Here is a 25,141-nt window from a genome sequence, read left to right as displayed (position 1 = left end):
TCGGCTCCCCTCTCCTTCGGAGAGGGGTTGGGGGTGAGGACAATAGATCAATTCTATTTACTTCACTGTGCTAACTTCCTTCCTCTTAGTATTCAAAGCACCGCTGCCAAAAAGTGCCCACCCAATTAATACCGGCTGAAAGAGCAATCGCGCCAGTCGTTTATTATCGGTATCAAGGCCAAAGCCGTCGCGATGGTTTTTATACTGCGCCACATTGCCCGGAAAAACTGCTGCAAAAAAGCTTGCTGCCACAATACCTGTTGTAACCCGCTCATTTTTTAGGCCGGCAATAGAGGCACCCAACAGTATCTCGGCAACGCCCGATAGTAATACAACAGTATCTTTATCCATCGGTACCCAGTTGGGCACCTGCGCCTGAAATTCCTTACGGGAAAAACTAAGGTGGCCAATACCTGCCGTTACCAACATTGCGCCTAAGGCTATCCTCGAAATATTTTGTGTTTTTGTGTACGGTGTGGTAGTCTCCATAATGTAACTTTTTATATAAAGTTAGGAGCATCCAATTTTAAAAGCACACATTTTAAAGCAACTTTATGATTGGTGTAATCAATGTCAGTTTTAAAAGTAAAGTTTACTATTGTAGCATTTAAAATTTATGTTGTATAATGTGTTGATTATTAAATTAATGTGTTTCTAATTTAAATATTTTCTTACCTTTAGATTATAAATTTAACCATTATGCAAAAATCTATACCTACCACAAAGGCACAAGATATCTTTAGGATATTACTTGGCGTCTTACTTTTATTTACCGGCATAGGGCACCTTACGTTTGTACGTAACGATTTTGCCGCCCAGGTACCCAGTTGGGTTCCTTTAAGTGTTGACACTGTAGTTGTGCTATCGGGCATTGTAGAACTTACCCTTGGCTTTGCATTAGTTGCTTTGGGCAGGTATAAGGTGTGGGTTGGCTGGGTAGTAACGGTTTTTTTTATTGCTATATTCCCCGGAAACTATGCACAATATGCTAACCATGTAGACGCATTCGGACTGAATACCGACAATTTAAGGCTTATACGCTTATTTATGCATCCTATACTTATTATTTGGCCACTATGGAGTACAGGTGCATGGAAGGCCACTTTTGGGAAGAAAGAACGTGTAAGTTAGTATGGTAGAATAATTAACGACTAAAATTATCGCAAAAAAAAACTGTTCGGCAAACAAAGTATGTTTACAGAACAGTTTCGGAATATGTGGTATTTTTCCTGAAGGAAAATCCGGCTTATTGGAATAAAGAAAGAATTTCTTTTTTCGCTTTGCCAATTTTCTGTTCAAGACGTCCCCACATTTCATCGTCTTTGCCTTCCTCATATTTCAGATCGTCGTCTGTAAGTTCGGCATATTTTTGTTTAAGTTTTCCTTTAAATTCGTCCCAGTTTCCTTGTATTTCAGTTGAATTTGGCATGATAGTATCGTTTATAGTTTGTATTTCGTTTTATAAAGATACTACTAACTATAACGCATAAGTGGTAACAAAATTGTAAATCTATCCTAAATAATACTTAATAAAATGCTTGGTTGTAAGCTAACTACTTAAAGCTTATACGATAACGACAACATTACAATCCGAGGTAAAATGTAGGTGCTCTGACTGGTTATATAAAAGTCGGATACTGTGTTGGTATTCCTGCGGCGGGTATCTAAAATATTGGTGGCGTTAATTTCAAACAGCCACGGGCTGTTTTGCGGACGGTATTCCAGGCTGGCATTCAGCGTACTAAAATCGGTTGGCAGGTTATTGCTGTCTTTATTGCGTTGATAATTGTAATATACTTTAAACGCAAAATCCTTCTTTATAATTACTTCATAGTCAGCTGAAAAAACATCCGAAACTACCTTAGAATCTAATACGCTTTTAAAAGTAGTAAAGTTCTTGTTGTACCTTAAAGTAATGTAAGGCCACTTTACGTTTCTGGTTTTTAGGGCTATACCAACATCCTGCGAATTTAAGGTAACATTATTGCGTTGTGCGTTAATGGTTTGTGCATACTTGTAACTGGATAGGTTTGTATTAATGCCTATATTAAACTTGTAAACATCTTTGGTAATAGTACCCACAAAATTTAAATTAGTTTCGGGGTTACTACGCTGAACAGGAGTAGTGTACTGGTTAATGTCCTGTAAAACAACCTCGTCTATAATGGCATTGTTTTTCTTGTAATAACTAATGAATGTGTTGAGCATAAGGCCATAAAAAATGTTATTCTTTTTATAGTTAAGGTTGTGGCGGTGGTAGCGTTCGTTTCTCAGCATCGCGTTACCCTTGTATATGGCTTTATAATTTTGTAGTGTATACATGTCGGCCAGCCTGTTATATCCCGGAAATTCGTTATCCAGCTTATAATCATACGTTAACGATTCGGCATTGCTAAACGCATATTCGCTGTACCAGGAAGGCTCTGCCAGCACCCGCGCAAAGTTATTGTCTACCGATAAATTGCTGGTATTCATACTGTAAACGTGCAGAAACACGCTTGGCCTGTTGGTCCATTTACCGATTAAGAATTTATATTCGACTCCCGCAAAGGCATCGTTAAAAGTATAATTCAAATTATTGCCAAAGCCGGCCGAAGAAAAATCGTTAATGTTGCCGTTCTGCATCTCCTGCCAATCTCTCGTATTATAGTTGTATAGGTCTAAAATATTACCGGCCGAAAAGTAAAGGTGGTTAAAATTATTGGCTATCAGGTAGTATTTTAAAAGTGCGTTAAGGGTGTTGTTCTTTACATTTTTATACTGTTGCAGGTTGTAAAAATCGTCCTGCTGTAGCGGAATAAGCCCCGACAGGAACAGCTCGTCAGTCATCCAGGTGTTGTCTATCTGCCTGTTATCAAACGAATGGCTAAGCACAAAAGAGGTATTGGCTTTAGCCGAATGCGACTTGTGCCACTCTAAAAACTGCCTGAACGAAAAGTTATCCTGATTGGCAGCAGTAGTAAAATTAGTAGTATTAATGTTAGTTTGAGAAACTAATAAATTGTTGGCATTAAGGGTATTAAACTTAGCATTGGCCGTATAGGTGTACTGTTCTTTAGCGTTTGGGTTGTACTTAAGCTTTAATTTAAGCAGCGTAAAAGCAAGGTTGTTGCTACCCGTTGACAACCTGTTCTCGTAAGTAGTAGTGCTGTTTTCTAAATATTCGGTAAAGGTTTCATTTTTAGTGTTATTGTCGGTACCGGAGTTAAGCGCATACCCAGATACCTCTAACTTTTTTGTAGCCTGGAACAAAAAATTTGCAGCTGCAAAACGGGTCTTATTGTCAACAACATCTTTGTTGCTGCCGGCGTAGTTAAAAAGCTCGGTGCTGGCTTTTTTATCCAATAAAAAACTGCTACCGCCTTCAAAACGAGCAATATCAGAAAAATCGAGCATACTGCTGCCAGTGTTGTTCAGGTCGCCAATAAAGCTTATATTAAGGTTGGGTTTGTAGTAAAACAGGCCGGTATGGAGCTTATAAAAATCATCGGGACCCGATGCCGCCTGAACATCGCCAAACACAAATTCTTTCTTGTCTTTTCGTAACTTTATGTTAACAGCCAGCTGGTTACTGCCCGATACTTCTTTCATAAACCCAACTTCAGAAAAATGATCCAGAAACTCTACCTTGTCTACCGCATCGGCCGGTATGTTTTCTACACCCAGTTTTGTGCCGCCGCCAAAAAAGTCTTTACCCTCTACCATAAAAGTAGTTACCTTTTTGCCCTGCAGCATTACATTGCCCTCTCTGTCTACCTCTACACCCGGCAATTTTTTAAGCTGGTCTTTAAGCTTGCGCTCTGCACCGTTGGTAAAGCTTTCTACGTTAAAAATAAGGGTGTCTTTTTTTACAGTAATGGGGGTTACCTCATAATCAATAACAATTTCTTTAAGCGTTTCGTTATTATTAAGCAGCTTAAAGTGATGTTCTTTAACATTGTCGTGCGGTTTAATGGTAAAACTTTCATCGTTAAAGCCAATGTAAGATACTGTTATAGTGTATTCTAAAGTAGCTTCGAGCACCAGCCTGTACCTGCCCTTATCATCGGTAATGGCAAATTTTAAGGCAGCCTCTTTTTGTGTGGGCTGCGCCATTACGCTAACACTCTCCAGTGGGCCTATAGAGTCGTTAACGGTACCGGTAACCACCCTGTTTTGGCAAAACACAGCAACACAGTTTATAAGGCACAATAAAAGTAAAAGGCGTTTCAAGAAGCAGGCGCGTATTAGTTGGTGGTAGTTTTAGCCGCTTTTTTAGCCGCTATTCTTTTTTCTATTTCGTCACTTTTAATTTTGCGAGCCTTTATATCATTTTCTACCATACCTCTAAATTCCTGTGGTGTCTTATTAAAAATTATTTCTCTCACTTCTTCCTGAGTAAGTACTTTACCTTTTTCAAGCCGGTCTATCGCCGGATCTTTATCCAGGTTAAGGTCAATCTTTTTTACGTAAAGCGTTGTGGTATATGTTTGTAACTCTAAAATTAAGCCTGGTAACCCATGATAGCCGTTTGGCCCGTAAGCAACCGGAATTTTTGGAGTATACCAAGCCGTAATTGTAAATTTAGGGTTATCGTCCCAACCGTTACTATTATGTTTTATCGATGTGGCTTTATAACAGGTATAACCGTTAATTATCTTTGTCTCGTTAGTAAGCTCCCAGTCCGATTTTTGCTCGTAGTTAATTAAATACTCATTACCACATAACAAACCATCGTGCCTGTACTGATTTTTTGTAGGGGCAACGTAAAATTTAGATTCTACCATAACCAAAGAGCAAAAATCTTCTATGGTTTGGCCGTCTACAGGCATACTTGGATTTACATAAAAGTATGATTCTTTGGGAGTGAACTTGAGGTTAAATGTATAAAGAACAGTGGCTTTAGTAGTTTTATCCAGTTCGCTTTTAACAACATCCAGGGTTTCTTCGTCCGGATCATATAAGGTTTTGATACCGTATTGCACCACACCATTTTTTATTTGCGAAAAGGCAAACGAACACGACAGTAAAAGCAGCAGGCTAATATTTTTCAGCATTTTTTTTGAATTTAAAAAAGGCTAACAGAACCTGATATCTGTTAGCCTTGATTGATATTAGTTATGCTGCTAAACTAAACTTTAAATGCGCTGCAAGCCTGCGGGTTTCTCGCAGTTAACATTTTTTTAACTTTATGTGAATCAGTATTTTCCGACTATGACTGAATTGTTGGTACGTGGTTTCTCCTGCTTTCCAGTATCATGTAAAACTGTATACCAAACAGTATAGAAGCCGTTACAACGTGGATGCTTTGCGAGGCAAACGGAAAATCGAAATTGTACATGGCAATGCCCGATGCTACTTCTACCAAAATAAGGCACAGTACCCAGCTTGTTTTGGCAAAGCCAAGTCCTTTTTGCTTGTTCATTATAAACAGCCAGATATTTACGGCCAGTACCACCATAGAGAACGAGCGGTGAATGTAGAAGTTTATAATAGGTTCGTCCATTACAAGGGCAAGGTTTTCGTAGCCCAGCATTTTAATGCGCTCGTCTACAAACTGGCGCACTTCTGTACCTAAAACCACCTGTATAAGGGTAAGTAACAGCGAGAACCACAACAGTACTTTAAAGAACCTGTCGGTTTTAAAAATGGTTTGCTGGTGTGTAAGGTTTTTGGCTTTATCTAAAATGTAGAGTATAAGTGCCACAATTACAAGGGCGGCTACCATGTGTATGGTTATTTTAACCGGGTTTAAAACCGAATACACCACCGTTGCCCCAAGCCATGCCTGGAAACCCATTAAAAATACGGCCAGCCATGAGAGCAATATAATACTTGACTTTGTTTTTTTGAACCCGAACGATGCTATTGCCATTGCCAGTACCGCAAGGCCTGCCAGAGCACCCACAAGGCGGTTTACATATTCTACCCAGGTGTGTACGGGGTTAAATTCGGCGTAATCGTGTTTGGTGTACTCGTCCCAGTTGGTAGCGTTATATTCGGTACCTGTGGTAAAGGTTTCTTTAGCCACCCAAAGTTTTTCATCTTTTATAATAACCTGCCCCGATTTAAACTCGCGGTTAGGGGCCCACATAAGCTCCTTAATATCAGTAGGGGGTATGTAATAGCCAAAACACCTTGGCCAGTCCGGGCAGCCCATGCCAGAGCCCGTCATGCGTACCAGCGCACCGGCAACAATTACAAGGTAAACAAGTACTAACGCTATTTTTGTAATTTTTGGAAACAGTCGTTTCATTATGTATGGTTTTAATTTCCCGCAAGGTCTAAAAGGCGTTGCAGGTATAAAATGATAAAAGTCATTTTGTAGCCTATGATCACTGCGTTCGTTTTATTCGAATTGCTATCATTTTCGTTTTTCACGCGTAGTCATTGCGAGGGAGGCACGACCGCGGCAATCTAATACAGCAATGAGATTGCTTCGTTCCTCGCAATGACAGTGCCGGAGTAGGATGCAACTCACAATCCGTAACCCAAAACTCTAAACTAATCAACAACTACAAGTCCCAACTTCTTAGCCCTTTCCATCATGTAATCGTGGGCGGCCTGGTACTCATTAGGTATTTCGCCTTCTAAAATAGCCTCTTTAATGGCTTCTTTTAAGATGCCAATTTCCTTAGACGGTTTGATGTTAAAGGTAGCCATGATCTCTTCGCCCGATATTGGCGGCTGAAAATTACGAACGTGGTCGCGCTCTTCTACCTCCACAATTTTTTGGCGTACAATCTTAAAGTTATTGTGGTATTTTTTAAACTTATTAGGGTTCTTGGTGGTAATATCGGCTTCGCAAAGCGTCATCAGGCTCTCTACATCTTCGCCGGCATCAAAAACTAATCTGCGTACAGCCGAATCTGTAATAATATCCTGCGCCAAAACAATAGGGCGCGAGCTGAGCATCACCATTTTAGAGACAAACTTCATTTTATGGTTAAGCGGCATGTGCAGGCGTTCAAACAGTTTTTTAACCATTTTGCCACCCACAAATTCGTGACCGTGAAAGGTCCACCCCACTTTTTTGCTAAATTTTTTTGTGGGAGCCTTGCCAATATCGTGCAACAGGGCAGCCCATCGTAGCCATACATCATCGGTATTCTGGGCAATATTATCGACCACCTCAAGGGTGTGGAAAAAATTATCCTTATGCGTTTGGCCCTCAACCTCTTCAACGCCTTGCAGGTTGGTAAGTTCGGGCATTATGATGTGAAGCAGACCGGTTTGGTGCAGCAGCTTAAACCCAACCGACGGCACAGCAGCCGACAGTATCTTGTTAAGCTCGTCTACAATACGCTCGCCGGTAATAATTTTTATACGCTCTTTATTGCGCCCTATAGCCGTAAGCGATTCGGCCTCGATGGTAAAACCCAATTGCGTGGCAAAACGAATGGCGCGCATCATGCGTAACGGATCATCAGAATACGTAATATCCGGGTCTAAAGGCGTACGGATTATCTTGTTCTTAAGGTCTTCTATCCCGTTAAACGGATCTACCAGTGTACCATAATCAGCCTCATCTAAAGACAGTGCCAGGGCGTTAATGGTAAAATCGCGGCGGTTCTGGTCGTCTTCCAGCGTACCGGTTTCCACAACAGGGTTGCGGCTATCGGTGCTGTACGATTCTTTTCGGGCGCCAACAAATTCAATATCAATACCTTCAAAACAAAGCATGGCAGTGCCATAGGTTTTAAAAACCTGCACTTTTGGTTTGTTAGGCAATAAGGAAGATACCTCCTGGGCAAGCGCTATACCGCTGCCAACGGCTACAATATCTATATCTTTTTTAAAGTCGCGCTGCAACAAAAAATCCCTTACAAACCCGCCAATAACATAACTTTTTACGTTAAGCTGGGTTGCGGCCTGCGAGGTTATTTTAAAAATTTTGTTATCTAACGCTTCTTTATGGGTGGTCTTTTTCATTAAGGTCGTATCACTTTCACCGTCAAATCGTTACCAAGTTTTATAATGGTAGATGGTTTTGCGGCAATTTTATCGTGCTGCAAATTTACAATATAGTCTACGCCGTCCAAAATATGATGGTCAATTTCTTTAAAAGAATTAGGGGTAGGCCTGCCGCTTATGTTTGCCGATGTGCTGACCAGTGGTTTTTTCATGCGCTCCATAAGCTTAAAGCAAAATGGGTCTTTTACCAGCCTAACGCCAAGTGTTTTATCCGGTGCTATAAGGTTAGGCGCCACATTGCGCGGGTTATCCAGCACAAGGGTGGTAGGTTTTTCAGATAAATCGATTAACTGCCACGCCACTTCCGGAATTTCCTTAAACACATTGTGCATCATGCGGTCGCTGTTCATAAGCACTATCATGCTTTTGCTTTCCATGCGCTGTTTAAGGTCGTATATTTTTTTAACAGCATCGGGGTTGGTGGCATCGCAGCCAATGCCCCAAACGGTATCGGTAGGATAAAGAATTATACCACCGTTTTTTATCGCCTCAAAGGCATTGTGTACTTCTGTATTAATATCGGGTGTGCTCATTAGTAAGTGTTTAAAACATCCACAACTTTGGTAACTTCTAAATCTGTAAGCACGGGGCTTATAGGCAGGCTTAGTACTTCGCGGTGAATTTGTTCTGTAATGGGCAAAGATAAGGCACTTAAATTAATATATGCCTCTTGTTTATGAATGGGAATAGGATAATGTATAAGCGTCTGTATATCAGCGGCAGCTAAAAAGCGTTGCAACCTGTCACGTTCCTTTGTACGCACCACAAAAACGTGCCATACATGTGCTAAATCGTCTACAGGGCGTTGCGGCAGTTTTATTTTAGGGTTGGTAATGTTGGTAAGATAATAATCGGCTATTTGCCTGCGGCGCAGGTTTTCGGTATCCAGGTACCTGAGCTTAACATCCAGCACGGCTGCCTGAATTTCGTCTAATCTGGAATTCAACCCCTGATATTTGTTGACGTATTTAGTATCCGACCCGTAATTGGCCAGTGCACGTATGATTTTTGCCAGCGCATCATTGTTAGTGGTAACCGCACCGGCATCGCCTAAAGCACCTAAATTCTTGCCAGGATAAAAGCTAAAGCCCGCAGCATCGCCCAGGTTACCGGTTTTAATACCGTTGCATTGCGCACCAATGGCCTGTGCGTTATCTTCAATTATTTTGAGGTTGTGCTTATCGGCCAGGTCTTTTAATTCCTCCGAAAAAACTACCTGCCCATACAAATGGACTACCATGATAGCCTTTGTTTTAGGGGTTATTTTTTCTTCAATCTTGGCGATGTCTATGTTGTACGTTTCAATAGTTGGCTCAACTAAAACGGGAACCAGATTATTATCGGTTATGGCAAGTACAGAGGCTATGTAGGTGTTGGCGGGTAAAATAACTTCATCTCCCGGTTGCATAACACCTAACTCTATATACGCTTTAAAAATGAGGCGCAGGGCATCTAAACCATTAGCTACACCAATGGCATGCCTGCAGCCAATGTAAGCGGACAGGTTTTTCTCGAAACCCTTAACTTCTTCGCCTAAAAGATACCAGCCACTCCTGAAGGTTTTAATCAGGCGGTCTTCTATTTCCTGCCCGTGCAGGAGGTTTATTTTTTGCAGGTCGAGAAATTTTATCATAGGATAAATTATTTTTCGGAAAGCAATTGCTTTGTTTTTAATGATGATGAGATGGGTGCTCCCTTTAAGAGTAAAAAGAACAGGCTCCAGTTTTTTGGCTTTACAATACTGCTAAAAAAATATTTTACAAGCATAAAGCTAAGCACGCTAAGGCGGCCAAATATGCCATAATGCTTTCGCAGCACGTACAGCAATGATATTTTAAGCTCTTTTTTTATGGCGATAGATTTTTGCGTGCTTGCACCATGATAGTGTATAAATTGTGCTGCCGGTATAAGGTAGGCATTTTTGCCGTATGCCTTAAGGCGTTTGCAAAGATCGGTCTCTTCGTAGTATAAAAATATGTTGGTATCAAAACCGCCAATGGCATTAAAATCGGCTGACCTGATTAGCATAAAGCTGCCCGACACAAAATCTACCTTAACCGGCTGGTCGTACAGTTTTTTCCTTTTCGGATAACGTTTGCTGTTAATGGTTTCCAGAAACTTACGACCTAAGATTTCGCGTGCCGGCGATGCAAAATGATCCATAGAGGTTAAAAAAGCGTCGTTGCCCTTAAAGCTTTGTCCGCCCACAAGCCCCATTGTACTGTCTTGCTCCAGCGCAGATTTTAAGATGGTAAGGCAGTCTGTTTTTAAAACCGTATCGTTGTTTACAACCGCCAGATAGCGCGCATTGGCATACTGAACGCCCAGCATATTACCCCCGCCAAAACCGGTGTTTATACGGCTGCGCACCAGTTGCAAATTGGGCAGGCTTTGTGCATCGCACCAATTTTTAAGCTGTACATAATCAGCGTATTCTGAGTTGTTGTCTATAACTATTATCTGATAATTGCATGTTGCCGATGTACTGCTTACAATAGATTGTATGCAATTTTGGGTAAGCGTACCGGAGTTATAATGAATTAGTATTACAGCTATATCAAACATTAAAGTTGTTTTTGTTGGGGCTAAGTTGTTAGTTGTAAGCGTGTTTTATTTTAAAAGCGATTGGTAAACCTTAAGGTATTGTTTTGCGGCAGTATCCCAGTTAAAGCTGTCGGCACGTTTTTTATACTCGGTGCTGTAAAAGTCTTTATTGGCGTTGTAAGCGTCGAGGCCTTTAAACAATACAGCCGCCATATATTCAGGGTCAAAATCATCCCAATAAAAAGAATGTTCGCCGCCAATTTCGGGCAACGATGCCCTGTTGGCTAAAAATATGGGCTTGCCAAACTTCATGGCTTCTATGGGCGGAAGGCCAAAACCTTCGGCTACAGATGCCAGTACAAAACCCTTGCAGTGCTGCATATAATACTGCTTGCCCTGGTTGCTGACTTTACCTGTTAAAAACACCCTGTCCTGCAGGTTGTTGTCTATAATACATTGTTTAACTTCTTCGCCGTAAGGCTTATTATTGTTGCCTGATATTATCAAATTAAAACCGGGTACATGCAGCATCATTTTAATAATGGCTGTAAAGTTTTTTTTGGCTATAAAATCCCCTATAGAATATAGAAATGGCTTATCTGTAGGAACTTCGGGTTTGTAGGTCGATGTGTCTTCTAAAAACGTAACCGGGTTGCCATTGTAAATAACATACTCCGGCACGTTGGGCACATCAAAATATTTGTGGGTTTGCTCTTTAGCAAAGTTAGAAATATACGTAATGGCGTTAGAGCGGTTAAGCTTTTCTACAAACGTATTGTATTTTTTATTGTTGGTGTAGGGTTTAGAGATGCCCTCTGCAAAGTTAACATCATGAACCGTAAGCAGGTACTTGCTTACCTTATGCGGCTCAAACTTAAGATTTTGGTTAACCGAATGCCATAAATCGTGCTTATCGCGTACTCGGAACATTTTATACCTGTTGAGGCCAATAAGTTTTTTGTACTTAAACTTATCTTTAAACTCCTGCGCTACCTTGCCCGGGTTTTCGGCGCATAGGGTAAGGGTCAGGTCGCCAAAGTCCTGATGGCTCAGGCCGGTAACCAGTCCGTGGTTAAAGGTGCCAAAGCCCGTAGCGGGGTTTTTTATGTTGTGCGTTTCTAAAAAAACGTTTTTCATTGCATCAATTTGGTGTAAAAATATAAAAAGCATTTAATTACTCAACTAAAACAGCAAATAAGGGCGGCAATCTTAACCTATTTTTAAATAAAATTAAAGCCTCAATTTCAAAATGGTTATTTTTGCACAAAATTGTACCGCTACATGAATAAAGTTATCGCCCCAAAATTTTTAAACCAGCAAAAGGAAATTACCGGCATTATAGAAAATTTTGATACCACTGGCACTTTATTTGTAAACGGCAGGCGCAACAAAATAAAAACCTTTAACCTAAACGGATTGGTGCTTAACGTAAAGTCGTTTAAGGTGCCCAATACTATTAATAAGGTTGTGTATCGGTTTTTCAGGAAATCGAAGGCAAGGCGCTCTTACGAGTATGCCAACCTGCTTTTAGAAAAAGGCATTGGCACGCCACAGCCCATTGCTTATTTTGAAAACTCCAACAGCTTTAGCTTTTTAGACAGCTACTACATTAGCGAGCAGCTGGTAGCCGACTTAACTTTTCGGGAACTGGTAGAAGTGCCTGATTATCCGGATCATGATACTATTTTACGCCAGTTTACAGCCTTTAGCTTTTTGCTGCACGAAAAAGGTATTGAGTTTACCGATCATTCGCCGGGCAATACACTGATTAAGAAGATAGGCGATGGCAAATATGCGTTTTATTTAGTGGATTTGAACCGTATGAATTTTCATGACCACATGAGTTTTGAACTGCGTATGGAAAACCTGAAACGCCTTACTCCAAAACCCGAAATGGTTGCTGTAATGAGTAACGAATACGCCAAATTGTACAACAAGCCTGAAGCCGAGATAAATGCCCTGCTTTGGGAAAAGACAGCCGAATTTCAAAGAAAATTCTGGCGAAAGAAAGCACTTAAAAAGCAGTTTAAATTCTGGAAGAAATAACTATCGGGTAGCTTTTACTGTTATAGGCCTGCGATAGGTTTTTAGGGTAAAATACTTAAGCAGTTTCCTAACTTTATATTTCCTTACAAGATTTAGCGGCTTTGGTTTAAGATGCGATTTATCTTTATTTAAAAACGCAATACAGGCATCAATCATGCGCCCGCTCGATTTACCGTCGTAGTAGGGGTGTGTCCACTCCACATAATCTTTAATGGCTGCCATAGTAGCGGCGGGCTTTGTAAGTGCCAGTTGAATGGCGCCTTCAATTTCAGAAACTTCGGTAACATCTATTAAATGGTCACCCGGTTTGTTGTTGCAAAACGTAACCACCGGTTTTTGCTGTAGCAGAAATTCGATAATAGCCGACGTAGTATCGCTAAACATTATATCGGCGCGTTTAAACAGCGGAATAAGGTTGGTGGTATCGTAGTAATTAAAGTTATCGCCTTCTAAACCTATAAACTTATCCTTGGTTTCCTGATCCAGTTTTGGATGCAGTACACATAAAAACTGGTACTTGCCTGTAGCGGCCAAGCGTGCAATCTCGTTAAAAACAGCATCGTTTTTGGCAAGGCTAAGGCGGGTAGTAAATGTTGACGATATTAATATAACAGGCTTATCTGTAGCAGGCTTTTCCTGAATTGGGAAAAGCGGGTCTACCTTAGGCCAGCCTGTTTGTACCACCTCAAAAAAGCCGTATTTTTCGGCCTGTTGCTTAAAGATCTCTGTTGTAGAGGGGCCTTGGGTAAGATACAGGTCGAAAAAACCGCGAATTTTAAAATGGTCGCTCATAAGCGGCCTTTTGTTAGCCGAGAAACCATGAAAGATTTCCACCTTAATACCGGGGAAAAAGTCGGCAACAGTATCTGTAGCGGTTAACACCACATGCGGATTGTAAGCCAGTACTTCTTCAACGGTATTTAAAACCGGCTCGTTATCTTCAAAATATTTTTTGGTATACTCCAGTTCGCTAAACCACTGCACATCATACCCGCGTTTACGGATTTCTTCCTGTAAAGGCTTGCAGATAGGTATGCTGTACGGGTGGGCTATGTAGAGTAAAAATTTATACATTAGTTTTTTAGGTGCGTTTGCAAAAACTGGTTCAGGCTATCAAATATAAGCGATGGTTTTAAGAAACTGTAAAAATGCTCAAACTTTTTCTTAAGCGTTTTGGTAGAATTTTTGGCAATTAGCTCCGGGAAAAAGTCGTTAACGTGTACCGCTTTGTTAAAGGTGCCATCTTCAAAAATACTCCAGCTTTCTTTTTGTATCCACGGCGAAAATATAGTAAACGTAGGCTTGTTGAGTGCTTTGGCAATGTTAATAGCACCACCATCGTTACCAATGTGCATGGTACACTCGTTCATTATTGCCATAAAAGAGCGAATGTCTTTGCCAATAATATCAAGGTCAGTTTTTTGTTGGGCTTCCGCCGAACATAAATTATAGATCTCGTTAATTTTGCCCGATTGTGCCGGTGTATAATTAAACAGCAGTTTTACATTGGGCTTTTGCGCAATAAAGTTAATAAGCTCTACCATATACGGTATAGGGTAGGTTTTATTTACCTCGCTGCCTAAAATGCTAACCATTATAAGGTTAGTGGCAGTGCTGTTTATGTTATGCGACTGTAGCAGTGCCGTGGCTTTGGCTTTTTCGGCCTCGGTAACAAAAAGCTTAGGGCGGTTGTCTATAGGCGTGCCGTGCATTAAATCTTTAAACAAATTTTCGCGGCGTTCTATAGCAAGGCCATCGGTACTTTTGGGTATGTGAGGGTGCGCCACCTGAACATTATATGCCAATAGCTTTTCTTTTTCGCCATAGCCAATGCGTTTTTCGGCACCCGAAAATAACGTAACAAGGTTGCTTTCCAGCTTGCCATACGCATCTATTACAATATCGTATTTTTCATGACGGATGTTGAACAGGAATTTAAAGAACAGCCATTTACTTTCGCGATACGTGTTTTCAAACAACACTATCTTATCAATAAAAGGGTTGTTCTCTACTACCGGCTTGGTAAAAGGGTAGATAAGGTATTCAATTTCAGACTGTGGATACGCAGCCTTAAGGTTGTTGCAAATAATGGTGCTAACCAATACATCGCCAATCATTTTTTGCTGAATAACCAGTATGCGCAGTTTTTTTACAAAACCATCGGCACTCTGCATTTCTTTTAGATACACATAGCGCATGTACTCGTCCATGCTTAAAATATGCGCAATATCATAACCGCGCCTGCCGTTAAGCACGCCAAGTTTTAAAATGTAATATTTAAAGAACCTGAACTTAGGGCGAATCTTAAAATGATAAGTAGTAGGTTTAATATCCTTATCTAAGAGCTCTTTGGCTTTTAGCTTAGAATACATAAGGCGCTTGTTTAAAAACTCTTCTTTGGTTTTAAAAGAATAGTGGTCTATAGCAGCCTTTAAACCGCCTGTTTTGCCGTTAATATTCAGCTTTTCGTGTACCAGCTTTTGCGAGTAGTGGCATTTAGAACGCCTAAAGAGCCTTACGGTCTTATCGGTATTAAAAATATTGTTTATTAAGCGTTTACCTTCGTAAAAAAAGGTACGCTTAACAAAAAAGGCAACCTCTTCGGGTTGGCTGTTTACTTTGGCAACAATTTCCTGGGCGCCTTTTTTAGATACCCTTTCATCGGCATCAAAAAACACCACCCAATCGTGTGTTGCCAGTTGCAGCGTATAGTTACGCTGACTGGAAAAATCGTCGAATACCCGCTGGTAAAATTTTACATGCGGGTATTCTGATTTTATAATTTCCGGAGTTTTATCTGTACTAAAAGAGTCTACCACAACGATCTCGTCGGCAAACGACATGTTTTCCAGGTACTCCCTTATGTTGTGCTCCTCGTTATAAACAATGGCAAGGGCAGATATTTTAGTGGTGTTACCGCTCATTTATTGGTGGTTAAACCGCTACGTCGTATTCCCTTAAGGCGTTATTTAGCGAAGTCTTTAAATCGGTCGATGGTTTACGTTTGCCAATAATAAGGGCGCAGGGCACCTGGAATTCTCCGGCGGCAAACTTTTTAGTATAACTACCCGGTATAACAACGCTGCGTGCCGGTACAATACCTTTCATCTCTACAGGTTCGTCTCCGGTAACATCTATAATTTTTGTAGATGCAGTAAGGCATACGTTGGCGCCAAGAACCGCTTCGGCCTCAACACGAACACCCTCTACAACAATACAGCGCGAGCCAATAAAGGTACCGTCTTCTATAATAACGGGGGCAGCCTGTAGTGGCTCTAAAACGCCGCCAATGCCCACGCCACCGCTAAGGTGTACGTTTTTGCCAATTTGTGCACAGCTGCCTACTGTAGCCCAGGTATCTACCATAGTACCTTCGTCTACATAAGCGCCAATGTTTACATAGCTTGGCATTAATATAACGCCAGATGATATGTAAGCACCATAGCGTGCCACGGCGTTAGGCACAACACGAATGCCTTTTTCGGCATAGTTGCGCTTAAGCAGCATTTTATCATGATATTCAAAGATACCCGCTTCAAGGGTTTCCATTTTCTGGATAGGAAAGTACATTACCACAGCTTTCTTAACCCACTCGTTAACCTGCCAGCCGCCTTCTACAGGTTCGGCAACGCGTAGTTTTCCTGTATCGAGCAGTTCTATAACTTCGCGAATGGCATTAGTAGTGGTTTCTTCCTGCAGCAGGGCGCGGTTATCCCACGCGTTTTCAATAATGGGTTGTAAAGTGTTCATAGCTATTGTTAGGTGGTGCAAAGATACTAATATGGTTAAATTAACTTTAGTGTTTACGGCTAAAATCACAACATTAACGTTAAAAATTATAAATACGTGTTAGGCAAACATTTTTTATCTTTACGTTTAAACCACAGCAATGAAAGACAATTTTTCTGCACAGGCAAAAGCATACGCACAATTCAGGCCGTATTATCCGCCCGAAATGATAGCCTACATAGCATCGTTAACCACAAATAAAACCGCTGCGCTTGATGTTGCAACCGGTAACGGGCAGGTAGCTGCCCAATTAGCCAACTACTTTAAAGAGGTATATGGTACCGATATTAGCGAAAAGCAATTGCAAAATGCCACCCCTGCACCTAACATAACCTATAAGGTAGAAAGGGCAGAGGAGACGGGCTTCGGCGAAAGCCAGTTCGACCTTATTACCGTGGCCCAGGCCATACACTGGTTCGATTTTGATGCTTTTTATAAAGAGGTTTACCGCATACTAAAACCCGATGGCATTTTTGCCGTTTTGGGCTATGGGCTTTTTAATACAAATGCCGATACCGATGTGATATTGGATAAATTTTATTACGACATTGTTGGCCCGTATTGGGATGCCGAACGTCGCTACCTCGACGAAAAGTATACTACTATACCTTTCCCCTTCAACGAGCTTGAGGTGCAAACGTTTACCAACCACTTTACGTGGACTATTGAGCAGTTAATTGGCTATTTAGAAACATGGAGTGCTACCCAGCATTACATTAAAAAGAATGGCAGCAGCCCCATAGATGTTATTAGGCAAGAGCTGCAACAAAGCTGGGAGAAAGGCGATAAGAGTGTAACTTTTCCGTTACTTTTGCGCGTAGGAAAGAAAGTTTAAAGTTTCAGGTTTAAAGTTGTTTTTAACGTTAGTGCGTAATAGCAATTTTGGCAACCTGAAACTTTAAGCCTGAAACTTTAAACTAAAAAACAATGAGAATCTTAGCTATAGACTACGGCCAAAAGCGTACCGGCATTGCGGTTACCGACGAAATGCAGATAATAGCATCGGGGTTAACCACTATACCGTCTGAAACGGCTATTGCATTTTTAAAAACTTATTTTGCTAAAGAAAAAGTAGAAAAAGTGCTTATTGGCGAGCCTAAGCAAATGAACGGGCAACCCTCGCAAAGTGCCGATATTATCAATGCTTTTACGCTTAAATTTACCGAGAATTTTCCCGATATGCCCGTTGTTAGGGTAGATGAGCGGTTTACCAGTAAAATGGCATTTCAGACGATGATTGATAGCGGCCTGAAGAAAAAACAACGTCAGGATAAAGCGCTTATTGATGAAATTTCTGCAACAATATTGTTACAAGATTATTTAGTGCAAAAAAATAACCGATAATTATTCGCTTATTCGTAAAAGTGATACCCTGATAAAGGTACTATTGTAATTATGATAATTTTTACACACTTTCAGAGTAAATTTGTATTTTCAAACTAATATAATGTCCACAACCACCCCACAGGAACCAGAAGTGGTTCTAATAGGCGCCGGCATAATGAGCGCTACATTAGGCATGTTTCTTAAAGAATTAATGCCACAGGTAAAAATTAGTATTTATGAAAGGCTTGATGTGGCTGCCGCCGAAAGTTCTGATGCATGGAACAACGCGGGTACAGGGCACTCTGCCTTTTGTGAGCTTAATTATACACCGGAAACCGCCAACGGCGGCATAGATACCTCTAAGGCGGTTAAAATAGCCGAATGGTTTGAGGTGTCTAAGCAGTTTTGGGCCTACCTGGTAGAAAAGCAGCTGGTTAATAAGCCGGAAGACTTTGTGCGCAGCATACCGCACATGAGTTTTGTATGGGGACAGGAAAATGTAGAATATCTTAAAAAAAGGCATGAGGCACTAACTCAATTCCCGCTTTTTCAGGGGATGGATTTTAGTACAGACCCCACGACTATAAAAGAGTGGATGCCCCTTGTTATGAAGGGCCGTAACGAAAACGACCCTATTGCTGCCACTAACATGCCTATTGGTACCGATGTTAACTTTGGCGAGCTAACCCGCGATATGTTTGCGTGGCTGGCTAAACAGCCTAATGTAGATATGCATTTTGGCCACGAAATTGTTAGCATGCGCCGTTCTAAAAGCGGTAGCAACAAATGGAAACTTAAAATAAAAGACTTAAATACAGGCGAAAAAACGCGCTCTTACGCCACTTTTGTATTTATTGGCGCAGGCGGCGGATCGCTTCACCTGCTTGAAAAAGCCGATATTCCTGAAGGTAAAGGTTTTGGCGGTTTCCCGGTAAGCGGGCAATGGCTAAAATGCGTTAACGAGCAGGTTATTAAAGAACATAACGCCAAGGTATACGGCAAGGCATCGGTTGGCGCACCGCCAATGTCTGTTCCGCACGTAGATACCCGAATGATAAACGGTAAAAAAGAATTGCTGTTTGGCCCTTACGCAGGGTTTAGCACCAAATTTTTAAAACAGGGCTCGTATTTTGACCTTGCAACGTCTATACGCCCTAACAATATTATGCCAATGCTGGCAGCAGGCTACCACAACATACCGCTAACCAAATACCTTATACAGCAGGTTACACAGTCTAAAGAAGACAGGCTTGATGCATTGAGGGAGTACATACCGGATGCTAAAATGCAGGACTGGGTGTTAGAGTCGGCAGGGCAGCGTGTACAGGTTATTAAAAAAGACGAAAAAGAAGGCGGTAAGCTGGAGTTTGGTACCGAGGTAATAAACAGTGCCGATGGTACACTTGCAGTGCTTTTGGGGGCTTCTCCGGGAGCGAGTACGGCGGTATCTATTATGGCCGACCTCCTTGCCCGTTGTTTCCCTAACCAGATCAATACTCCGGAATGGCAGAATAAACTAAAAGCCATGATACCATCGTACGGACAGGAACTGAACAAAAACCCTGAGCTGCTTGCTAAGGTAAGAGAACATTCTAACAAGGTGCTTGGCCTTACAAGTTTAGAAACTGCCCAAAAGTAAGTACAGCTACAAGTATTTTTATATCTTTAAATCCTCAAAACCGGCAAACGGTTTTTGAGGATTTATTTTTTATAACCTTTTCCATCTCCTATGTCTGATAACTATACCACATTTAGAAAATTTCCCGATGCCGGCCAGGCCAAAGAACTGCAGCAATTGTTGCTGGATAATAATATCGAATGTCTGTTTGTAGATAATTCGCCCGGCCTGGGCAGTAGTTTTTCGGGCGATTTGCTAAAGGAGTACGAAATTCAGGTGCATAAAGATAATTTTGAAAGGGCAGCAGACATTGTAGAGAACCAGGCGGCTAATATGCTGAATGATATTCCGGAAGACTACTACCTGCTTACTTTTAGTGATGAAGAGCTGTACGACGTTTTGGTAAAGCGCGACGAGTGGAGCGAGTTTGACTACCTGCTTGCAAGGCATTTGCTGGAAGAGCGCGGCAAAACCATAAGCGAAGACGAGATTATAAAAATGCGCCGCCACCGTTTAATGGAGCTTGCCCAACCCGAAAAAAACCACATAAGCTGGATAATTTTTGGTTATGTATGTGCCATTTTAGGAGGCTTGTTTGGCATAACTACCGGCTATGTACTAATGACGGCACAAAAAACACTGCCCGATGGTAACAAAGTATATACCTACACCCCGTCTGACAGGGCACACGGCAGGATTATTTTTATCTTAGGCCTTGTTGTTCTGGCATTAATTGCGATTTTAAAAATCCTTAAGTTTTTTTAAAGGGGGTATTAATTTCCTAAATTTTAGAAGGCCAATACTATACACTCCGGCTTTTGCGTTAAATGGATAGATACCAATACTATATCCCATTAAAAACGTATGAAAAGCATTAAATCCTGCATTGTTATCGCAGCGTTATGCTGTATAATGCCCGCTTCGGCGCAACAAAGCTTCGGTTTATCCAAATATACTGCCATGTGCAGCTATTATGGCGAAACCATTAGCGGCACTGTAGATGCCTACGAATCCGGCCCTACGGCAGAGAAGGTAGTAAAAAACATCATGTCAGTCATCGGCTTAAAGCCTAATTTCGAATTGCGAGCCAGCAACGTGCCCAACGCCGCCGCGGTTATGATTAAGAGCAAACGGTACATTTTGTACAACCCCGCTTTTATGGATAAAATAAACAACGCCAGTGGCACCAACTGGGCTGCCATTAGCATACTGGCGCACGAAATTGGCCATCACCTTAACGGTCATACGCTCGATAATGTAGGCAGCCGCCCCCAAACCGAACTGGATGCCGATGAATTCTCAGGCTTTGTACTCCGTAAAATGGGTGCTACCCTTACCGATGCCCAGGCGGTAATGTCTATCATCGCTTCGCCTAATGGCAGCAAAAGCCATCCACCAAAAAGAGACCGCCTTACGTATATTGCCACGGGGTGGAGCAATGCCGGTGGGCAATCTAATACTGCGGTGGCTGTAGCTCCCACCGTTTCTAAACCCGTAACACAGCCGGCAATAGCGGTAACTAAACCCGTAACGCCTGAGAGGCCAGTTGTTATCAACAAACCAATAACACAACAAAAAATGCCGGTAGTGCAGAGTGCACCGTTAAGAACTTCGGTAACACAACGCACAGTTGCAAAACGCGCTACGGTTACTACGGTAAATACACAGCCATCGCGCGAGCAAAAAATACAGGAAAGCCTGCTGTCTAATAAGACCATTAAATCAGATGCTTATTTTAGTGCCAATCCGTCCGGTAAATATTATGTTACCGCTAAGGGCAACCTGGTGCAGGTAGAAAACAATAAAGTATACCTTATTGGCAGCCTTTCAAAATCAGACAAGCAGGGCTATAACCTAATGTTTGCCGATGATGGTGCCAACAGCATTTATGTAGCTTCGGGCGGCTTGCTGGTTAACGGCAATGGCTCTAAAATTGGTTATGTAAAGGCGAGAGAGTGAGCAGTAGACAGTTTTAGTATCAGTAGGCAGCAATAAAAAAATATAAAAATACCACACGCTTTAGTGTGGTATTTTTTTTACATAAAGCTTTCTTAAAGCTAAATTTAGCATGCGGTATTTTAACTAAATTGCAGTAAATATTTAGCCATGCAAAAGAGTATTGTTTGGGAAGGTTTGCACTATGATACCGAGGAGCACTGCAACATTAATTATCTTGATGAGGCAATTATTGTGCGCAGCGAGCTGGAGGGCTGGGCGTTAACCATACCGGTGTATGTAGAGTATGTGCTTCGCCTGGACCTGTACTGGAATGTTATTGAGCTGGATATTAATTTTACCGTGGGGCAGACCTCTTTTGCATATTTATTATTTAGGGATGCCGAAGGGGAGTGGACCGATGTGGATGGCACAACCTACCCCGAGTTTAAAGGCTGTAGCTATGTTGATATTTCGCTTACGCCTTTTACCAACACGCTGCCCGTTAAAGGGTCGAGGTGGATACAGGGGCAACGCCAGCAAACCGATGTGCTTTATATAGACATTCTGGCCAACCAGTTGCGAAAAGATACCCAGCATTATACGCTACTAAGCCCTAACAATTACAGATTTGAGAATGAAGGCGGAAACTTTACTGCCGATATTATCGTAGATGAAGATGGGTTTGTTACGCACTACCCGCAACTTTTTGAAATGCTAAAACCAATTTAACCCCTATGGATACCCAACAGCAAATAGTAGCGCTTGAAGCACGCTTTATAGAAGCCATGAAGGCCAGCAATGTAGATGAATTGCAGGAATTGCTAAGCGACGACCTTATTTTTACCAACCAAAACGGCCATATTGTTACCAAGGCAGACGACCTTAATATGCACCGGTCTGGCAAGCTGGAAATTTACAGCCTGGAAACCAGCGCGCAGCTTATTACTGTTTTTGATGATGTTGCGGTAGTATCGGTAGTGCAGGACCTTGGCGGCGATTTTGATGGGCACACCTATGCCGGTATTTTTAGGTACACCCGCGTTTGGAAACAAACCAACTCTAAATGGCAGATTATTACCGGGCATGTAAGCCAGATTGTGTCTTAAATTTAGATGTTTTCTTTTGCCTTGATGCAAAAGAAACAAAAAATCAAGGCTCTAACTTCTTATGCTACAAAATACAAGCTTCTGCTAAAAGATTTGAACTCGCTGTCGCTCAAACAGCAAATCTTTCTTAACGCTCAGCTTGTATTTTGCTTAACGCAACGAAGTTTAAGGCCTTAGCTTCACTCAAATGTGCTGACTCATGCGACTAACGTCAACCCGCGAGACAAAAGAACGTTACACTACTTTCCCCGCCTCCAGTTTTAAAAACTTCGTTACACTGGCAGGAATATCCTCCACATAATGACTCACATAAATAAGGGTAACGTTGCTGTGTTTGCAAATTTTATCTACTAAAAATTTAAAATACTCCCGCTGGCTCGTATCCATGCCCTGGCAAGGCTCATCAAAAATAAGCAGTGGCGGATTTTTTATCAATGCCCTTGCCAACAGGCACAGCCGCTGCACGCTATCGGGCACACTCTTAAAAAGTTTGGCATTATAAGCCTCTATTTCTAAAAGTTGCATCCATTGTAAGATGAGGTCGCGATTTTTGGCGGATGGTGCCCTGAACAACCCCAGTGTATCATAAATCCCCGACTCAATAACTTCTAAGCAAGACGACCCCGCAGGGAAGTACTGAAAAAGCTCCGGCGATACAAAACCAATCTTCTTTTTTATGTCCCAAATGCTCTCGCCGCTGCCACGTTGCTTATCAAACAAAATAATACTGTTGGCATACGCCTGCGGGTTATCGCCATTTACAAGGCTAAGCAAAGTCGATTTTCCTGCACCGTTATGGCCCGATAATGCCCAGCGTTCGCCCTGCTTTACCTGCCAGTTTACATTATCTAAAATGGTTTTATCGCCGTATTTTATCACTACATTTTTCATTGTAATAATGGTATTGTAATGGGGTTGCGGCTGCCTTGAGAGCAGGTGTTTCAATAAATCAATATCAATAGTTTTTTTCGCTATAGCGGAAAACTGGTCGGTTTTAAAATCGTTTAGAGGTAACTGGCTGATAATTCGGCACTCTTCTAATACAGCAACGTGCGTAATGCCGTTGGGAATTTCGTTGCCCGATGTTGTTATTACTACAGTAATGCCCGATGCTGTAATTTCGTTTAAAAGCAGGTTAAAGTCGGTACGGCTTGCAGTATCCAATCCCACCAATGGCGCATCCAATAGTAACAAAACCGGATTTTTAACTAATGCTTTGGCAAACATAAGGCGGCGGGTTTCGCCATTGCTAAGTTTAATAATTTCTTTATCGGTTAATTTGCTTAGGTTGAGCCTTTCGGTAACTTTCGGCACCGTCCAGTATATCGAAGGCCCATTATATCCTTCCGAAAGGTATTCCCCAACGGTTTGTGCGTCGTCTGAATCGGACGAGTTAAAACGTTGCTGGTAGTAGAGATCGGTAGTGTTGCTACGGTTTTTAAACTGCTGCGTTACCGAAACCAGAGCCACCAGCCGGTGCCAGTTAAAAGTAGGGTCGGGGCTATTTTGCTGATTAATAACAGCATCAAAATACGGATGGCTTACTGTGCCGCCGGTTATTAATTTTTTCCCCACAAGGGCTTCCAATAGCGTACTTTTGCCACTTCCGCTTTTGCCTACCAATGCCCAGTGCTGCCCTTTATGTATTGTAAAATTGAGTCCGCTAAAAGTTACGGCACCGTTATTTCGTATGGTTACATCGCTAAATTGTACTAAGGTTTCTTCCATCAGGCATTGGTTTTGGTGAGATTGGCAGGTATATCTCAAAGATAAATTATAGTTTCAAAAACTACTTCATTAGCTTTGCATAAAATTGCAAAGTATGAGCCATTTTCCGGTAACGTCGTCTATTTTATCCAAAACACACCTTAATAATTTACTGGTTGAACAGTACAACCTGCCACAGGATTCGCAAACCAGCCTGCTAAAAGCGGGGGTTAATCATACCTATCTGGTAAAATCGGGCGATGCTAACTTGGTGTTTAGATTGTATAGTTTAGACTGGCGCACGCTGACCGATATTAATGAGGAAATTCGCCTGCTGGACTTTCTTAACGATAGCAGCATTACGGTTTCGCATGCGGTAAAGGATGCTAAGGGTGACTATATCCAGCAATTGGAAGCACCTGAAGGCCTGCGCTATGGCGTAATGTTTACGTATGTTGAGGGCGAAAAGCTGCACAATTCTCCCGAAGAACTGCATTATAAAATTGGTGCATTAATGGGGCAAATGCACGTTATTACCCAAAATTTAAAAATCGATAGGGTTACTTATACGCCCAAAGTTTTATTACACGACCCGTTAGAGGCGCTTAAACAGTACTTACAACCGGGCAACGAACTGGACTTTATGCAGAGTGCCCAAAAGCATTTGCTGCAAGAAATTGAAAATGCTGATACAACTAATATACGTACTGGAGTGGTACACCTGGATATTTGGTTTGATAATATTGCGGTAAGCAAAGAGGGCGCAATTAGTATTTTTGATTTTGATTTTTGTGGCAACGGCTGGCTGTGCCTGGATGTTGCTTATTATGTATTGCAACTGCACAGCCTGGAGCGCGACCAGGCGGTTTGCGACAGTAAAGTTAAAAATTTTCTGGAAGGGTATGAGTCGGTTACTCCGCTTAGCGCGGAAGAAAAACGACTGCTGCCGCACCTTGGTGTTGCGCTGTACTTTTTTTACCTTGGCGTGCAAATCAACAGGTTTGATAACTGGAGCAATACCTTTTTTAACGAAGCCTATGTTAAGCGTTTTGTAACCGTGCTGGTTAAACGCTATTATGATATGTACTTGCTAACCGAAACTACACCTAACTAA

General features: G+C 41.7%; 25 protein-coding genes. 11 read left to right on the top strand and 14 right to left on the bottom strand.

Annotated elements, in window-relative coordinates:
- Positions 1 to 57: 57 nt before the first annotated feature.
- Positions 58 to 489 (bottom strand): DoxX family protein, encoded by a 432-nt coding sequence (locus G509_RS0118995; RefSeq protein WP_026992987.1) that lies wholly within the window; start codon positions 487 to 489, stop codon positions 58 to 60.
- A 210-nt stretch (positions 490 to 699) separates the two neighbouring features.
- Here G509_RS0118995 and G509_RS0118990 point away from each other — a divergent pair, with 210 nt between their 5' ends.
- On the top strand, positions 700 to 1,131 hold the full coding sequence (locus G509_RS0118990; protein ID WP_051200380.1) for a DoxX family protein: 432 nt from the start codon (positions 700 to 702) through the stop codon (positions 1,129 to 1,131).
- A 115-nt stretch (positions 1,132 to 1,246) separates the two neighbouring features.
- Here the strand turns inward: G509_RS0118990 and G509_RS0118985 are convergent, their stop codons facing one another.
- The 9 genes from G509_RS0118985 to G509_RS0118945 all read right to left on the bottom strand — a co-directional run bounded on the left by G509_RS0118985 (position 1,247) and on the right by G509_RS0118945 (position 11,634).
- Positions 1,247 to 1,429 carry a CsbD family protein gene (locus G509_RS0118985; RefSeq protein ID WP_026992985.1) on the bottom strand — a complete coding sequence of 61 codons (183 nt, stop codon included), beginning with the start codon at positions 1,427 to 1,429 and terminating at the stop codon, positions 1,247 to 1,249.
- A 128-nt stretch (positions 1,430 to 1,557) separates the two neighbouring features.
- Positions 1,558 to 4,212, bottom strand: coding sequence for a carboxypeptidase-like regulatory domain-containing protein (locus G509_RS0118980; RefSeq protein ID WP_161627188.1), 2,655 nt, complete (start codon positions 4,210 to 4,212; stop codon positions 1,558 to 1,560).
- A gap of 14 nt (positions 4,213 to 4,226) precedes the next feature.
- Positions 4,227 to 5,036, bottom strand: coding sequence for a GLPGLI family protein (locus G509_RS23025; RefSeq protein WP_051200378.1), 810 nt, complete (start codon positions 5,034 to 5,036; stop codon positions 4,227 to 4,229).
- Between the two features lie 155 nt (positions 5,037 to 5,191).
- Positions 5,192 to 6,235: a COX15/CtaA family protein gene (locus G509_RS0118970; RefSeq protein WP_026992983.1), complete on the bottom strand. Its 1,044-nt coding sequence runs from the start codon at positions 6,233 to 6,235 to the stop codon at positions 5,192 to 5,194.
- A gap of 248 nt (positions 6,236 to 6,483) precedes the next feature.
- Positions 6,484 to 7,911: a CCA tRNA nucleotidyltransferase gene (locus G509_RS0118965; RefSeq protein WP_026992982.1), complete on the bottom strand. Its 1,428-nt coding sequence runs from the start codon at positions 7,909 to 7,911 to the stop codon at positions 6,484 to 6,486.
- The gene (locus G509_RS0118960) at positions 7,911 to 8,486 is read right to left on the bottom strand and encodes an L-threonylcarbamoyladenylate synthase (RefSeq protein WP_026992981.1); all 576 of its coding nucleotides are present in this window, start codon (positions 8,484 to 8,486) and stop codon (positions 7,911 to 7,913) included. The genes G509_RS0118965 and G509_RS0118960 overlap by 1 nt, the downstream gene beginning before the upstream one ends.
- On the bottom strand, positions 8,486 to 9,586 hold the full coding sequence (locus G509_RS0118955) for a DegT/DnrJ/EryC1/StrS family aminotransferase (RefSeq protein WP_026992980.1): 1,101 nt from the start codon (positions 9,584 to 9,586) through the stop codon (positions 8,486 to 8,488). The genes G509_RS0118960 and G509_RS0118955 overlap by 1 nt, the downstream gene beginning before the upstream one ends.
- 8 nt (positions 9,587 to 9,594) lie before the next feature.
- On the bottom strand, positions 9,595 to 10,518 hold the full coding sequence (locus G509_RS0118950; RefSeq protein WP_026992979.1) for a glycosyltransferase family 2 protein: 924 nt from the start codon (positions 10,516 to 10,518) through the stop codon (positions 9,595 to 9,597).
- A 45-nt stretch (positions 10,519 to 10,563) separates the two neighbouring features.
- Positions 10,564 to 11,634 carry a glycosyltransferase family 4 protein gene (locus G509_RS0118945; RefSeq protein WP_026992978.1) on the bottom strand — a complete coding sequence of 357 codons (1,071 nt, stop codon included), beginning with the start codon at positions 11,632 to 11,634 and terminating at the stop codon, positions 10,564 to 10,566.
- A 144-nt stretch (positions 11,635 to 11,778) separates the two neighbouring features.
- Here G509_RS0118945 and G509_RS0118940 point away from each other — a divergent pair, with 144 nt between their 5' ends.
- Positions 11,779 to 12,543, top strand: a complete 765-nt coding sequence (locus G509_RS0118940; RefSeq protein ID WP_026992977.1) for a hypothetical protein — start codon at positions 11,779 to 11,781, stop codon at positions 12,541 to 12,543.
- Here G509_RS0118940 and G509_RS0118935 read toward each other — a convergent pair whose 3' ends face one another.
- Genes G509_RS0118935 through G509_RS0118925 form a run of 3 tightly spaced genes read right to left on the bottom strand, consistent with a single transcriptional unit; the run spans position 12,544 to position 16,293 of the window.
- Positions 12,544 to 13,617: a CDP-glycerol glycerophosphotransferase family protein gene (locus G509_RS0118935; protein WP_026992976.1), complete on the bottom strand. Its 1,074-nt coding sequence runs from the start codon at positions 13,615 to 13,617 to the stop codon at positions 12,544 to 12,546. It abuts the gene before it with no gap.
- Positions 13,617 to 15,467, bottom strand: coding sequence for a glycosyltransferase family 9 protein (locus G509_RS23020; RefSeq protein ID WP_051200377.1), 1,851 nt, complete (start codon positions 15,465 to 15,467; stop codon positions 13,617 to 13,619). The genes G509_RS0118935 and G509_RS23020 overlap by 1 nt, the downstream gene beginning before the upstream one ends.
- A gap of 10 nt (positions 15,468 to 15,477) precedes the next feature.
- Positions 15,478 to 16,293: a 2,3,4,5-tetrahydropyridine-2,6-dicarboxylate N-succinyltransferase gene (locus G509_RS0118925; RefSeq protein ID WP_026992975.1), complete on the bottom strand. Its 816-nt coding sequence runs from the start codon at positions 16,291 to 16,293 to the stop codon at positions 15,478 to 15,480.
- 139 nt (positions 16,294 to 16,432) lie between these two features.
- Here G509_RS0118925 and G509_RS0118920 point away from each other — a divergent pair, with 139 nt between their 5' ends.
- From G509_RS0118920 to G509_RS23595, 8 genes are all read left to right on the top strand, one after another.
- Entirely contained in the window at positions 16,433 to 17,167 is a 735-nt protein-coding gene (locus G509_RS0118920) for a class I SAM-dependent methyltransferase (protein ID WP_026992974.1), read from the top strand.
- Between the two features lie 92 nt (positions 17,168 to 17,259).
- Positions 17,260 to 17,676 (top strand): Holliday junction resolvase RuvX, encoded by a 417-nt coding sequence (ruvX, locus tag G509_RS0118915; RefSeq protein ID WP_026992973.1) that lies wholly within the window; start codon positions 17,260 to 17,262, stop codon positions 17,674 to 17,676.
- Between the two features lie 82 nt (positions 17,677 to 17,758).
- Positions 17,759 to 19,297: a malate:quinone oxidoreductase gene (locus tag G509_RS0118910; RefSeq protein WP_316931117.1), complete on the top strand. Its 1,539-nt coding sequence runs from the start codon at positions 17,759 to 17,761 to the stop codon at positions 19,295 to 19,297.
- 90 nt (positions 19,298 to 19,387) lie between these two features.
- Positions 19,388 to 20,041 carry a hypothetical protein gene (locus G509_RS0118905; protein WP_026992971.1) on the top strand — a complete coding sequence of 218 codons (654 nt, stop codon included), beginning with the start codon at positions 19,388 to 19,390 and terminating at the stop codon, positions 20,039 to 20,041.
- Between the two features lie 99 nt (positions 20,042 to 20,140).
- The gene (locus G509_RS23015) at positions 20,141 to 21,235 is read left to right on the top strand and encodes a M48 family metalloprotease (RefSeq protein WP_131450732.1); all 1,095 of its coding nucleotides are present in this window, start codon (positions 20,141 to 20,143) and stop codon (positions 21,233 to 21,235) included.
- A 147-nt stretch (positions 21,236 to 21,382) separates the two neighbouring features.
- Positions 21,383 to 21,943: a putative glycolipid-binding domain-containing protein gene (locus G509_RS22535; protein WP_051200375.1), complete on the top strand. Its 561-nt coding sequence runs from the start codon at positions 21,383 to 21,385 to the stop codon at positions 21,941 to 21,943.
- 5 nt (positions 21,944 to 21,948) lie between these two features.
- On the top strand, positions 21,949 to 22,320 hold the full coding sequence (locus G509_RS0118890) for a nuclear transport factor 2 family protein (RefSeq protein WP_026992970.1): 372 nt from the start codon (positions 21,949 to 21,951) through the stop codon (positions 22,318 to 22,320).
- Positions 22,278 to 22,451: a hypothetical protein gene (locus G509_RS23595; protein ID WP_154657784.1), complete on the top strand. Its 174-nt coding sequence runs from the start codon at positions 22,278 to 22,280 to the stop codon at positions 22,449 to 22,451. The genes G509_RS0118890 and G509_RS23595 overlap by 43 nt, the downstream gene beginning before the upstream one ends.
- Positions 22,452 to 22,554: 103 nt before the next feature.
- Here G509_RS23595 and G509_RS0118880 read toward each other — a convergent pair whose 3' ends face one another.
- Complete coding sequence (locus G509_RS0118880; protein WP_026992969.1) at positions 22,555 to 24,048, bottom strand: ATP-binding cassette domain-containing protein; 1,494 nt, start codon at positions 24,046 to 24,048, stop codon at positions 22,555 to 22,557.
- A 94-nt stretch (positions 24,049 to 24,142) separates the two neighbouring features.
- Here G509_RS0118880 and G509_RS0118875 point away from each other — a divergent pair, with 94 nt between their 5' ends.
- Positions 24,143 to 25,141 (top strand): phosphotransferase enzyme family protein, encoded by a 999-nt coding sequence (locus tag G509_RS0118875; protein WP_026992968.1) that lies wholly within the window; start codon positions 24,143 to 24,145, stop codon positions 25,139 to 25,141.

Source organism: Flavobacterium subsaxonicum WB 4.1-42 = DSM 21790, assembly GCF_000422725.1.
GTDB classification, from domain to species: Bacteria; Bacteroidota; Bacteroidia; order Flavobacteriales; family Flavobacteriaceae; genus Flavobacterium; species Flavobacterium subsaxonicum.
Note: the sequence above shows the minus strand (reverse complement) of the source record. Positions and strands in the feature narration are given on the sequence as shown.